A 13,417-nucleotide genomic window follows, 5' to 3' on the forward strand; every position below is an offset into this window, starting at 1 on the left:
CGTCTCATCCTGTGAAATCAATGCGTGCTGAGCACGCCGTGGCCTTCGGCTACGGCAGGTTGTTCAGACCATCCTTAAGGCTAAAACGAACGGCTTCTGTGGAACTCTTTCCAGCCATCAGCCTGCTGGGCTGAATGACTGAGAAGGGTCGTTTTGGGACGACCACTGCTTCTCCGCCATCGGCGATGAACCAAAAATCAAATGGCACCATCCCTCCCGCGAATACCTAAAGGGCACATGGGCGGGACAATGCGCGGCTGCACTTTGGACGTCCGGAGGACGGCCCGAAGGGTGAGCGACAGCGAGCAACCCAGCGTCTTTAAAGTCCCCTCTGCGGGAGACGAAAAGTCACTGGGTCCCCGCCCACGTGCCCTTTAGGTTGACCACCACAGGTATTCGCGGGAACGACGCCTCGGTTAGGGGAGCAAGTCGGCACGTACAAACGTGCTTTGGTCTCTCCCCATACCCGGCGACAGAAAGACAACACGCGCGGTTCTGACCTCACATCCTCCCCTTCCAGGGCACCAGCCACTTCGCCATCTTGCGCATCAGCAGATCAAACACATAGGCAATCAACCCGATCAGCACGATCCCCATGATCACCACGTCGGTACGCAGGAAGTTGGAAGCGTTCAGCACCATCTGCCCCAGCCCGGCCGTCGCTGCCACCATCTCCGCGGCCACCAGCGTGGTCCAGCCGAAGCCGATCGCAATGCGCATGCCGGTCAGGATGTCGGGCAGCGCCGCGGGCAGCACCACATGCCGCACCACCTGCCACGGCGTGGCGCCCATCGAATAGGCGGCGTTGATCTGCTCGATCGTGACCGAGCGCACCCCAGCCTGCGCCGACATCGCCAGCGGGGCGAAGCACGCCAGGAAGATCAGCAGCACCTTCGAGGTCTCGTCGATGCCGAACCAGATCACGATCAGCGGCAGGTAGGCCAGCGGCGGCAGCGGACGGTAGAACTCGATGGGCGGATCGAAGATGCCGCGCGCGATGCGCGACACGCCCATCAGCACGCCGATCGGCACCGCGGTGACCACCGCCAGCCCGAACGCGCCGAACACGCGCACCATGCTCGCGGTGAAATGCTCGGTCAGCGGCTGGCCGCCTTGCAGGTTGCCCTGCCAGGCATCGATGAAGGCGGTGACGATCGATTCCGGCGTGGGCAGGAACAGCGGCGGCAGCCAGCGCAGGTGGCTGGCAACCCACCACAGCACGAGCAGGCCCACCACGGTCACGGTGGAGATGCGCGAGCTCGAGCCCTCGCCGGGCAGGCGGTAGCCCGAGACGGCTTTCATCGGCTTGCTTGGCCCCGGCGCGGCGGCAGGCGCTGCGCGCGGCGCGGGTTCGATGCGTTGAACGGAAGCGGGCATCTTGAATTCCTCAGGCGGTGGCATGGATCAGGTCGACGATCTCTTCGCGGTAGCGGATGAACTCCGGGTCGGACTTGACCTGGCGGGCATCGCCGCACTCGATGAAGCGGCGCGCGAAGGGCAGTTCATAGGTATGCGCGATGCGGCCCGGCGACGGTGTCATCACGATCAGCCGCGTCGCCAGGAACAGCGCCTCTTCCACGCTGTGGGTGATGAAGAAGACGATCTTCTGCTCCTTCGCCCACAGCCTGAGGATCAGCGCCTGGATCGACTCGCGCGTCAGTGCGTCGAGCGCACCCAGCGGTTCGTCCATCAGCATCACCGCCGGATCGCAGGCCAGCGCGCGCGCGATCCCCACGCGCTGCTGCATGCCGCCGGAGAGCTGGTAGACGGGCTTGGCGGCCGCCGCCTCCAGCCCCACCGCGGCCAGCTTTTCGCGCGCGATGCGCAGGCGTTCGGCACGCGGCACGCCGCGCAGGCGCAGGCCCAGCGCCACGTTGTCGGCCACGCTCAGCCACGGCATCAGCGCATGCTTCTGGAACACCACGCCGCGCTCGGCACCGGGCCCGCGCACGGCCTTGCCGTTCAGCCGGATTTCGCCTTCCGAGGGCTCCATGAAGCCGGCGATGCATGACAGCAGCGTAGTCTTGCCGCAGCCCGACGCGCCCAGCGCGACGACGAAATCGCCGCGCTCCATGGTGAGGTTGACCTGCGACAGGGCCAGCGTGCGGGCGCCGCCGGCGGCGCCGTAGTTCACGCTGAGGTTATCGATTTCAAGTTTGTTCATGACGATTTCCGCTGCTCTTGCCGTTCCATACACAGCGCGCGTTACCGCAGCGCACGCCTGGCCCATTCCGCATTGACGCCCTTGCCGTAGTCCGGCAGCACCGTCTGGATGGTCCCTTGCTCCTTCAGGAATTGCGCCGCCGATTGCAGCGCGCGCGCCGCGCCGCCACCGAGCCAGCGCTCCGAGAGCTGCTCCTCCAGCGTCGGGAAGGCATACAGTGCCATGCTCGCCGGCACCGTCTCGGCCTTGGCGCCGGAGACCTTGGCCACCGCCTTGACCATCGGCGAATCGGCGGTCCATGACCCCTTGTTCTTGCGGTAGTTCTCGTCCGCGGCGGCCAGCACGCGCACCAGCTTGACCATGAACTCCGGGTTTTCCCGCGCGAATTTCTTGTTGGCGATCATCCCGTCGAAGGTCGCCTTGCCGGTATCGGCGGCGATCTGGCCGGAGGTCGTCAGTACCGTGCCCGACTGCTTGAGCTTGGCCAGCACCGGGTCCCAGATAAAGGTTGCGTCGATGTCGCCGCGCTCCCACGCGGCCGCGACCTCGGGCGGGCGCATGTTGACGATGCGCACGTCCTTGGGGTTGACCTTGGCGCGCTCCAGCGCGACCAGCGTGTGGTAGTGCGTGGTCGACACGAACGGCACGCCGACGCGCTTGCCTTTCAGGTCGGCGATGCTCGCGATCTTGCTGCCGTTGCGCGCGACCATGGCCTCGGCCGCGTTGATGTCGTCCAGGATCCAGAACAGCTCCACGTCGAGCCCTTGCGACAGCGCCGAAGCGATCGGCGATGTGCCCGCCTCGCCGATGGCGATCTGGCCCGACGCCATCGCGCGGATCACGTCGCCGCCGCCGCCGAACTGGCGGAACGAGACCTTGTAGCCGGTCTGCTTCTCCAGCTCCTTCATGTCTTGCGCATAACGCCAGGGCACCACCATGTCCTGGTAAGCAATCACTACATCCTTGCTCTGCGCGTGGGCGGCTGGCACCAGTGCTGCTGCCAGGGCGAAATACGTCGCAAGTCGCTTGATCCACCGCATGGTTCTGCTCCTCGAAAGGAAAGGGGTTGAAGGTCTCGGCTTTATAGGTGAGCGCCGATCCGGCGCTATAGGACCAGTTGGCCGGATTCGCTGGGACCAGCCCCGTCGCGGGGCTGGAAATGGCGACAGGCCGGGCGGAGCGGTGTCAAGGGCAAGCGTCAATCATGGAAATCCTTAGCGGGCTGAAAGTGCGCCCGCACGCATCCAAACTCATCGGATCCGACGACGAGCTTTGCGCCGTGATGGGTCAACAATGTCCGGTCGAGGCAGCGACCCACCCATCCGAGGAGACAGACATGAGCAAGCACCCCTTCGACCTGACAGGAAAAGTGGCCCTGGTGACCGGCGGCAACGGCGGCATCGGGCTGGGCATTGCCGAGGGCCTGGCCGCGGCCGGCGCGGATATCGCCATCTGGGGCACCAATGCGGACAAGAATGCTGCCGCCGCCGACCGGCTGGCGCAGCATGGCCGCCGGGTGCACACCGAGGTGTGCGACGTGGGCGACGAGCAGGCGGTCGATGCCGCAATGCAACGTACGGTGGCGGCGCTGGGCCGGATCGACGGCTGCTTCGCCAACGCCGGCATTGGCGGCAACAAGGGGCCGTTCGATGCGATGACGGCGGAGGTCTGGCGCAAGACCATGCGCGTCAACCTGGATGGCGCCTTTTTCACGCTGCGTGCCGCGGTGCGGCAGATGCTGGTGCAGGGCGAGGGGGGCGTGCTGTGCAGCACCGCGTCGGTCGCGGCCATCGAAGGCGCGCCGCGCACCGAGCACTATGCCGCCACCAAGGGCGGCGTGATCTCGATGATGCGCGGCCTGGCCGTCGAATATGCGCGCAAGGGCATCCGCGCGCATTCGATCCTGCCGGGCTGGATCAAGACCGAGATGACCGGCGCGGCGCAGGCCAACGATGCCTTCCAGGAGATGGTGCACAAGCGCGTGCCGATGCGCCGCTGGGGCGAGGGCAGCGATTTCGCGGGTATTGCGGTCTACCTGATGAGCCCGGCGTCGGCCTACCACACCGGCGACACCTTCGTCATCGACGGCGGCTATACCCTGTTCTGAGCGCTGTTCCGAGGCGCTCGGCCAACCGGCCAGACGCGGCCGCCGCCGACCACGTAGACGCGTTCGTCCGGCTGCGGCCGCACCGTGGCGTGGCCGGTGAAGGCGCCGAAGGCGGGCAGGATGGCGCCGCGCGGGCCGAACAGGAAGCAGGGCAGGCGCAGGCTGTCGGCGCCGGCGCCGCGCAAGCGGCAGGCCGGATGCAGGTGGCCCGCCATCACGTAGCCCAGTGGGGACGCGCCGGGCAAATGGCATAGCGCGAACGGGCTCGCCACGGCGGGTTCCGTCACCACGCGTATCTGCAGCGAATCGGGCGGGTCGCCGGCGCGCGCATCGTGGTTGCCGCGCACCAGCGTGCAGCGCACCTGCGGCGGCAGGCTGCGGCGCCAGCCGTCCAGCGCCGCCAGCACCGCCGGCGTGCGCGCCGCGCGCGCGTGCAGGAAGTCGCCCAGGAAGACCAGTTCCGCGACCGGCAACTGCCGCGTCAGCTGCGTCAGCAGGCCGAGGTTGTCGCCGGTGGTGCCGTGCGGCACCGGCTGCCCGAGCGCGCGGAATGCAGCGGCCTTGCCGAAATGCACGTCTGCCACCATCAGCATGCCGGCAGCGGGCCACCAGGCCGCCTGCTCAGGCAGGAGCCACAGCGTTTCTCCCGCCACCTGAATGGCGCAGGCGCCATTGGCCTGCAGGGTGCCGGCTTCCGGTGTCATAGCAGCGGCAGGGGTCTGGAGGGCTTGCGCGCGCGGCGGGGCTTGCGCGGCGTGCGGGCGGACGGGCCGGCATGGTCGGCCATGCCGAAGCGCGCTGCCTCGGCCACTGCTTCGGCCTGCATGCCGGCGGCTTCACCGGGCTCGGGACCCGCCGCCAGTTCCAGCTCGGCCAGCATGCGCGCGATGCGGTCGGCCAGCTTCTCGGTGCTGAGCTTCTCGCGCAGGAATTCCACCACCAGCGGGAACGACAGCGGCGTGGGCCGCTTCAGTTCGTGCAGGTCGAGCCTGAGCGCGGCCAGCCGCTCGAGGGTTGCGGCCAGCCGGTGCGCGTCCAGCTCCTGCATCAGCACTTCGCGCTCCGCCTGGCCGAGCAGCAGGTTGCCGGGATCATGCTTGCGGAACACCTCGTAGAACAGGCTCGACGACGCCTGCAGCTGCCGCGCGCTCTTGGGCGCGCCCGGATAGCCCTGGAAAATCAGGCCCGCCACGCGCGCGATCTCGCGGAAGCGCCGCAGCGACAGCTCGCCCGCGTTGAGGCTGCCGAGCACGTCGGCGGCCAGGTCGCGCCGGCGCTCCTCGGCCAGCACCTGCGGCAGCCAGTGGCCCCAGTCCAGCGGCGCCGAGGCCAGCAGTTCCAGCCCGTAGTCGTTGACGGCGACGGAGAACGTCGCCGGCACCTTCTGCCCCAGCCGCCACGCCAGCAGGCTGCCCAGGCCAAGGTGGACCGAGCGGCCCGCGAAGGGGTAGAGGAACAGGTGCCAGCCCTCGCGCGAGTGCAGCGACTCGGCCAGCAGGGTCTGGCGCGTGGGCAGTGCCGACCACTGCGCCTGCAGGTCCACCAGCGGCTGGATCAGCGGCAGTTCGGGCGTGGTGCGCGCATCGAGCCGGCCCGCGGCAGCGGCTTCGAGCATGTCGATCACCGCTTCGGCCAGCTCGGTCGACATCGGCATCTTGCCGCCGTTCCAGCGCGGCACCACCGGGCGCCTGCCGGTGGCGCGGCGCACGTAGGCGGTCATCTCCTGCACGCGCACCAGTTCCAGCAGGCGGCCGCCGAACAGGAAGCAGTCGCCCGGCGCCAGCCGCGCGATAAAGCCTTCCTCGACCGATCCCAGCGAGGCACCGCCGCTGCCGGCGCGGCTCCAGTAGCGCACCTGCATGGTGGCGTCGCTGACGATGGTGCCCACGCTCATGCGGTGGCGCCGCGCCAGCCCCACGTCGGGCACGCGCCAGACGCCTTCCTCGTCGGGTATGGCGCGACGGAAGTCGGGATAGGCCGACAGCGTGGCGCCGCCCTGGCGCACGAAGTCCAGGCACCATTGCCATTCGGCGTCAGTCAGCTCACGGTAGGCCCAGGCGCCGCGCACCTCGGCCAGCAGCGCCTCGGGCCGGAAGCCGCCGCCCAGCGCTACCGTCACCAGGTGCTGCACCAGCACGTCGAGCGGCTTGTCGGGCGACTCGCGCGCCTCGATCCGGCCCGCCTGCACCGCGTGCCGTGCGGCCACCGCTTCCACCAGCTCCAGGCTGTGCGTGGGCACCACCGTCACGCGCGACGCACGGCCCGGCGCGTGGCCGGAGCGCCCGGCACGCTGCAGCAGACGCGCCACGCCCTTGGGCGAGCCGACCTGCAGCACGCGCTCGACCGGCAGGAAGTCGACGCCGAGATCCAGGCTGGAAGTGCAGACCACCGCGCGCAGCTCGCCGTTCTTCAGGCTCAGTTCCACCCACTCGCGCACCGCGCGGTCGAGCGAGCCGTGGTGCAGCGCGATCTGGCCGGCCCAGTCGGGGCGCGCATCGAGCAGCGCCTGGTACCACAGCTCGGCCTGCGAGCGGGTATTGAGAAAGACCAGCGTGGTGCCGCTGTGCCCGAGTTCCTCGACCACGTGCGGCAGCATCGACAGGCCCAGGTGGCCGGCGAACGGAAAGCGGCTGGCATTGCCCGGCAGCAGCGTGTCGATGATGAGCGTCTTGGGCGTGTGGCCGTGCACCAGCACGCGCTGGTCTTGCGGCACGCCGGACAGCAGCACGTCGGCGGCATGCGGCAGGTTGCCGAGCGTGGCCGACAGGCCCCACACCATCAGCGCCGGCTGCCATTGCCGCAGCCGCGCCAGCGCCAGCTGCGCCTGCACGCCGCGCTTGTTGCCGATCAGCTCGTGCCATTCGTCGACCACCACCATGCGCACGCGCCGCAGGGTTTCCTGCGCGTCGGCGCGGGTCAGCATCAGCGTCAGGCTTTCCGGCGTGGTCACCAGCGCGGTCGGCAGGCGGCGCTGTTGCGCGGCGCGCTCGGCGCTGCCGGTGTCGCCGGTGCGCAGCGCCACGGTCCAGTCGAGATCGAGTTCCGCCAGCGGCGCCTGCAGCGCGCGCGTGGTGTCGGCGGCGAGCGCGCGCATCGGCGTCAGCCACAGCACCGTCAGCGGCGGCGCCGGTTTATCGTGCGACGGCGCGGCGCGCAGCGTGCCGAATGCCATCAGCGCGCCCAGCCATGCCGCATAGGTCTTGCCGGTGCCGGTGGTGGCATGCAGCAGGCCGCTCTGGCCGCGCGCGATGGCGGTCCAGACTTCGCGCTGGAACGCGAACGGTTGCCAGCCGCGCGCATCGAACAGCGCCTGCAGGCCCTGCGCGACGGTGAGCGGCTCGGCGGCGGTGTCCTCCGCCGGCTTGCGCGCTGCACGCGGCGGGGTCATGCCGCATCCTCCTGTAACGGCGTCGCTCCCTGAGCGCCAGGCAGCATGGCTTCCAGCGTGGCCAGGGTGTCGGCTTCGTCGATGGGCTTGTCGGTGCGCCAGCGCAGCATGCGCGGGAAGCGCACCGCGATGCCGCTCTTGTGGCGGCCGCTGCGGGCAATGCCCTCGAAGCCGAGTTCGAACACCTGCGTGGGCTCGACGCTGCGCACCGGGCCGAATTTCTCGACGGTGGTGCGGCGGATGATGGCATCGACCGCGCGCATCTCCTGGTCGGTCAGCCCGGAATAGGCCTTGGCGAACGGCACGAGCGTGCGGCCCGGCGTACCCTGCGGCGCGTTCCATACCGCGAAGGTGAAGTCGGTATAGAGGCTGGCGCGGCGGCCATGTCCGCGCTGCGCGTAGATCAGCACCGCATCGACCGAATAGGGGTCGATCTTCCATTTCCACCAGACGCCCACGTCCTTGGTGCGGCCGGCGCCATAGGCCGCATCCGCGGCCTTGAGCATGAAGCCTTCCACGCCAAGGTCGCGCGAGGCGTCGCGCAGGCGCGCGTAGTGCTCCCAGCTGTCGCCGTCGACCAGCGGGCTCAGCTCCAGCGCGGGATGGATATAGCTAGCGACCACCTGCTCCAGCCGCGCACGGCGCTCCGCCTGCGGCCGGGTGCGCCAGTCTTCGCCTTGCCATTCGAGCAGGTCATACGTCATCAGGATCGCCGGCGCGTCGCGCAGCAGCTTCGCGCTCAGTGTCTTGCGGCCGATGCGTTGCTGCAGCAGTGCGAACGGCTGCACGCGGCTGTCCTGCCAGATCACGATCTCGCCGTCGAGCACGGTGCCGTCCGGCAGCGGCGCGGCGGCCTGCTGCAGTTCCGGGAAGCGCTCGGTGATCAGTTCCTCGCCGCGCGACCACAGCCAGGTCTGGCCGCCGCGCCGCACCAGCTGCGCGCGGATGCCGTCCCACTTCCACTCGACCAGCCACGCGCCGGGCGCGCCCAGCACGGTGTCGAACTGTTCCAGCGGGGCCTGCAACGGGTGGGCCAGGAAGAACGGATACGGCTGGCCGCCGGCGCGCAGGGCACGGTCATCTTCGTCCTCGGGCGCCAGCAGGGCCAGGAAGCGGGCCGCGTCGGGCCGCGCCGACAGATCGGTGTAGCCAACCATGCGCTCGGCCAAGCGCTTGGGGTCGATACCGGCCACCTCGCCCAGCGCGCGCGTTACCAGCAGGCGCGACACGCCCACGCGGAAGGCGCCGGTGATCAGCTTGAACAGCACCAGCCGGCCGTGCGCGTCGAGCGGGCGCCACAGCGCGTCGAGGCGCGGCATCAGCGCTTCCGGCGCCAGCCCGCGCAGCGGCAGCAGGCGCTGCTCGACCCATTCGGCCAGGCCGGCGTGGTCGGCGTCCTGCGGGTCTGGCAGCAGCAGCGCGATGGTTTCGGCGAGATCGCCGATGGCCTGGTAGCTCTCCTCGAAGAGCCAGTCGGGCAGGTCGGCGGCCTGCCGCGCCAGGCCGCGCAGCAGCGACACCGGCACGATCTGGCGGGGCTTGCCGCCCGCCAGGAAATAGACGGCCCAGGCGGCGTCCTCAGGCGGCGCGGTGCGCAGGTAATCGACCAGCGCGGCCAGCCGGGCCTTGGTCGACGTGGTGCCGTCCAGCGCGGCATAGAGGTCGGCAAAGGCCTTCATGGCGCGGCCTCTTCCCGGCCCGCTTCGGCGGATGCTGCGGGGTCCGGGCGCGCGGCTTCATCGTCGTCGCCATACTCGGTGTCGAAGGCCTGTGCCTGCCAGCCGCGTTCGCTCAGATATCGCACCATCACCGGCACGTTGCCATGGGTCACGATAATGCGGCCCGCGCCGGTGGCGCCGATGGCCTGCAGCAGCCCCGGCCAGTCGGCATGGTCGGACAACGCAAAGCCACGGTCGACGCCGCGCCGGCGGCGCGTGCCACGCAGCTGCATCCAGCCGCTGGCGAAGGCGTCCGAGGCATCGCCGAAACGCCGCAGCCACGGCGAACGCTGCGCCGACGGTGGCGCCACCACCAGCGCCTGGCGCAGCAGCGGGCTGCGCGCGGGCAGCTCGGAGACCAGCGCCATCGGCGGCAGGGCCACGCCGGCCTCGGCATAGGCGGCGTTGAGCTGCGTCAGCGCGCCGTGCACGATCACCGGCCCCGGCATGCTATCGGCGCCGGCATGCCGCAGCACCCCGTGCAGGATGCGCTGGGCCTTGCCGAAGGTATAGGCGTAGACGACGCTGGCGCGCCCGGCACGGGCATTGGCCTGCCACCAGTCGAAGATCTCGGCCATCAGCGTGGCCTGCGGCGGCCACCGGTAGATCGGCAGCCCGAACGTGCTTTCGGTGATAAAGGTGTCGCAGCGCACCGGCTCGAACGGGTCGCAGGTGCCATCGGCCTCCAGCTTGTAGTCGCCCGAGGCCACCCAGACCTGCCCGCTGTGCTCCAGCCGCACCTGCGCGGAACCGAGCACGTGTCCGGCCGGATGCAGGCTCAGCGTGACGCCGTGGTGCGTGATGCGTTCGCCGTAGCGCAGCGTGTTCAGGTGGATCCCGGGCAGCCGCGCCAGCAGCACGCCGCATCCCGGTGCCGCGCACAGGTAGTGCGCGTGCCCGAAGCGCGCGTGATCGGAATGGGCGTGGGTGATGACGGCGCGGTCGACCGGGCGCCACGGATCGATGTAGAAGTCGCCGGGCGGGCAATACAAGCCTTCAGGCCGGGCGACGACCAGGTCGCCAGGGCGGGCGGACTCGGATGGTAGCTGCCGGATCGGGTCCAAGCGTGCCTCCTGATGCACTGCGGCCGGGGCGTGGCCGCGATGCTCCCGCAGAGGGAGACGTGGGCATCATACTGCGGAGGCGGGGCGGGGTGGAGAAGGTGGGGGCTGGTATGGGTGTCGGTGGCGGTCTTACAGGTAAGTGAAGCAAGGAGCAGAACTAGAGCCCTTTTACCATGGTTGCGTGGCTGACTGTAAATCCAAGCTTGTTATAAAGCCTTTGAGCGGCATGGTTAGGCCCAAATACGTGGAGTCGAATTGTCGCCGCCCCAAGCTTCCTGGCATAGTGCTCGATTTTTGGGATTGCACGGCTTGCGTAGCCTCGCCCCCGATATTCAGGTTCAACAAATATGTCAAGGATGAACGCCGATCTATCGTGAATGTCGATGCGGATCCATATATTGCCGACGGCATACTCCATGTCCACCGGACGGATTGAAAAGAACTGATGGGTTGGTGTGCGCAACCCTTGTGGCAATGTTTTATTAAACATCATGGTGGCATTGGCCAGTGCGGTGCTGCGGTCCCACTCATGGCTTTCTATCATGTTCTCGGCATACTCGGAAATTGAGCGCCTGGAGAAATTATCAAATTCCGCTTCGGTAAGTGCGCGAAGTGTGATCATCTCGTCAAGATGGTTTCGCATCGAAGCTTCTGCTTGGGCCAGGCGCGCGGAGAAAAGAAAAAAGAAGGATGCTGGCGAAGCTGCAAAAAATCAGTGCCCAGCACAGATTAAGCGTTGTATTCTTGCCGATCGCATTGATCGCGGCGCTGATGACACCCGCCGCCGCGAACCTGATAGTGCTGCCTGCGGCTGCGGCGGTACCCGCGATTTCGTCGAACAGATTCATGGCTTCCGTGGCGGCGGCCGGACGGATAAGCACGGTTCCTGCCGTACAGACGAGCATTGGCAGCAGCACCGTCATTGAGGTTCTGCATTGATAGTGGAACATCGCCATCATGAGGAGTCCCGCCGTTGTCATCAGCAGCAGTCCGAGTCTGATCTGTTGGTGGGTGCCGATTTTCTTCGCGGCGTATGATGCTAGTGATCCACCAAGAAGATAGGCCAGTCCGTAAAGGAGCAATATCATCGAATAACGATAGTGGTCCATTTTTAGCTCTACCAGGAATACTGCCGGCGAAATTATAATAAATGCGAGGTGGCATGAAAATGCTAATGCGCCAATTGCAGAGTGGCCAATAAAGTCGCGGTTTCGAAAAATTCTCAGGTAGGCGCCGGCGTAGAACCCCACGCCGCCTGGCGTGCTTGTGGAGCTTTCGTCGAACTTGAAATGGGTCTGAAAAAGTATGATCAGAGAGATGGCGGCGAACAAGATAAAGCTCCCCTGCCAGCCGAAGGCAGACTGCAATACAGATCCTAGTAGAGGGGAGCAGGCGATGAACAATCCGGACAATGTCGTTGTGAGGATCCTGGCTCTCACGCCGTCGGTTCCTTTGAACGCGTCTTGAACGATGGCTTGGGCGAGGACGAAGGAGGCGCAGCCGAGTGATTGAATGATCCGACAGGCGAGGAAGGCGCTGTAGCTGGGGGCGAAAATGCAGCCGATTGCACCCAGCAGGGCGAAGAATATGCCAGTCAGAAGCAATCTTTTTCGGCCGAATCGGTCGGATAGTGGGCCGACAAAAAGTTGAAAAACCGAAAAGCCTATCGCGAAAATGCTGATGGACAATGCTATATCGCTTGTTTCAGTGTCGAAATGATCCGCCAAAGCTGGGAACGACGGTAGCATGACATCCAGTGGTATCGCGCTAAGAAGGATGAGCATGCCGAGTAGCAAGAGCAGATGCATTTTTGGTTTGGCTGTACCGGACATCGCTGACTCCTGTTATCCATCTCAATCGATAAGGCCGTATCTGGTGAAAGTTGCGACATAGCGAGGATCGTTGAAGAACGAGCAACTTTTCAATGCATGCAATGTCGCAACGGCACCAGTTCGGGCTCTTAGCCGATGTTCTGATTCCTTACCTCGCTCTTCAGAGATTATTCGCGCTATGTTGCTGTCGATCCCCATCTCGCAAAAATCGCGTTCAAGCAAACTTCCGTCCAGGCGAAAACATTCATGAATAATGCTTGGCAGTTGCGTGGCGCAAAAGTCCCGCTCTGATTCAGTTAGACGAGGCCACAAATACGAAAACATGCCAGTGAAATATCGGCTATGTTTCCACTCGTCGGACAGATGATCCATCAGCATGTTGTGGACACCTGGCACGAGCGACGTGCGCCCCATCTTCGTAAACTCCGTTGTGATCGCAGTCTCCGAAACGAAGCCGATAAGGAACCATCCAAGTGTTGGAAGCTGGAAGGTCTCAGCCATGGCTTCAAGACGCGCGATGCGGCTGAATTGCCGGTTCTCTTGGGCTATTCCGTAAATCCTGGAAACCTGATTCGCCACATCGGCTGACATGATCGCATGATATCCTTCATCGGTATAAACCCGTAAGGCATCCATGCGCATGCCGTGCGGGATAGAGACCGGCAGGCAGTTCTGAGCAATAAACTGGACCGATTTATTGACTATCCTATGCTCAAGCAGGGTGGTGTATTCAAGAAATGTGATCAGATTTCTGGCCAGAATTTCCTGTACTTGTCCTTGCGGAAGCCCTGCTAATAGCGGGTGCGACAGGAAAGTCAAGGCGGAAGGAAAGAACCAGTCGCCGGATGCGGGGTCGTCCTTGTCGGTTGATTCGCAGGTGTATCGATAGGGTCTTGTGCGCACCACCGAATCGTCATTCCAATTGGAGAAATATCCCCTCTCCTGGATATCGGTTGTAACGAAGCCGTCGATGGTCGCTGAGACGATTTCAGGTTTCATGAGCGTTTGTCATCGAGTATTCGGTAAGGATCTCGCGGCTCGCGGTGTCGATGTCCTCGCCGTCGCTATAGCCCATTTCCTTATACAGAAGTCATGACTCTTCCCGCAGTGCTTGAATGGTGAGCGCGGCGTCCATAGTTCGCTG

The 13,417-nt window shown here is 65.9% G+C and carries 11 protein-coding genes; 1 reads left to right on the forward strand and 10 read right to left on the reverse strand.

Translation table 11 applies throughout. From position 1 onward, the window contains the following. Window positions 1–501: 501 nt before the first annotated feature. Genes J8I34_RS31450 through tauA form a run of 3 tightly spaced genes read right to left on the reverse strand, consistent with a single transcriptional unit; the run spans window position 502 to window position 3,204 of the window. Window positions 502–1,377 carry an ABC transporter permease subunit gene (locus tag J8I34_RS31450; protein WP_209808108.1) on the reverse strand — a complete coding sequence of 292 codons (876 nt, stop codon included), beginning with the start codon at window positions 1,375–1,377 and terminating at the stop codon, window positions 502–504. 10 nt (window positions 1,378–1,387) lie between these two features. Next, window positions 1,388–2,164, reverse strand: a complete 777-nt coding sequence (locus tag J8I34_RS31455; RefSeq protein WP_029044916.1) for a taurine ABC transporter ATP-binding protein — start codon at window positions 2,162–2,164, stop codon at window positions 1,388–1,390. Window positions 2,165–2,205: 41 nt separating this feature from the next. Then, on the reverse strand, window positions 2,206–3,204 hold the full coding sequence (gene tauA, locus J8I34_RS31460) for a taurine ABC transporter substrate-binding protein (RefSeq protein ID WP_209808109.1): 999 nt from the start codon (window positions 3,202–3,204) through the stop codon (window positions 2,206–2,208). Between the two features lie 296 nt (window positions 3,205–3,500). On the opposite strand from tauA, the gene J8I34_RS31465 reads away from it, so the two are divergent. Next, window positions 3,501–4,271, forward strand: coding sequence for an SDR family NAD(P)-dependent oxidoreductase (locus tag J8I34_RS31465; protein ID WP_209808111.1), 771 nt, complete (start codon window positions 3,501–3,503; stop codon window positions 4,269–4,271). Here the strand turns inward: J8I34_RS31465 and pdeM are convergent. From pdeM to J8I34_RS31500, 7 genes are all read right to left on the reverse strand, one after another. After that, entirely contained in the window at window positions 4,256–4,975 is a 720-nt protein-coding gene (pdeM, locus tag J8I34_RS31470) for a ligase-associated DNA damage response endonuclease PdeM (RefSeq protein WP_209808113.1), read from the reverse strand. The two genes, J8I34_RS31465 and pdeM, sit on opposite strands and share 16 nt — an antisense overlap. Next, entirely contained in the window at window positions 4,972–7,659 is a 2,688-nt protein-coding gene (locus tag J8I34_RS31475) for a ligase-associated DNA damage response DEXH box helicase (protein ID WP_209808115.1), read from the reverse strand. Before J8I34_RS31475 ends, pdeM begins: the two co-directional genes overlap by 4 nt. Then, window positions 7,656–9,338, reverse strand: a complete 1,683-nt coding sequence (locus tag J8I34_RS31480) for an ATP-dependent DNA ligase (protein ID WP_209808117.1) — start codon at window positions 9,336–9,338, stop codon at window positions 7,656–7,658. Before J8I34_RS31480 ends, J8I34_RS31475 begins: the two co-directional genes overlap by 4 nt. Beyond that, window positions 9,335–10,441 (reverse strand): ligase-associated DNA damage response exonuclease, encoded by a 1,107-nt coding sequence (locus tag J8I34_RS31485; protein WP_051320298.1) that lies wholly within the window; start codon window positions 10,439–10,441, stop codon window positions 9,335–9,337. Before J8I34_RS31485 ends, J8I34_RS31480 begins: the two co-directional genes overlap by 4 nt. Before the next feature lie 157 nt (window positions 10,442–10,598). Then, window positions 10,599–11,084, reverse strand: a complete 486-nt coding sequence (locus J8I34_RS31490; RefSeq protein ID WP_029044923.1) for a GNAT family N-acetyltransferase — start codon at window positions 11,082–11,084, stop codon at window positions 10,599–10,601. Further along, window positions 11,068–12,273 (reverse strand): MFS transporter, encoded by a 1,206-nt coding sequence (locus J8I34_RS31495; RefSeq protein WP_029044924.1) that lies wholly within the window; start codon window positions 12,271–12,273, stop codon window positions 11,068–11,070. The genes J8I34_RS31490 and J8I34_RS31495 overlap by 17 nt, the downstream gene beginning before the upstream one ends. Window positions 12,274–12,294: 21 nt before the next feature. After that, complete coding sequence (locus J8I34_RS31500; RefSeq protein ID WP_209808119.1) at window positions 12,295–13,272, reverse strand: diiron oxygenase; 978 nt, start codon at window positions 13,270–13,272, stop codon at window positions 12,295–12,297. Window positions 13,273–13,417: the final 145 nt, after the last annotated feature.

It is taken from the genome of Cupriavidus phytohabitans (assembly GCF_017815025.1).
GTDB lineage: Bacteria > Pseudomonadota > Gammaproteobacteria > Burkholderiales > Burkholderiaceae > Cupriavidus.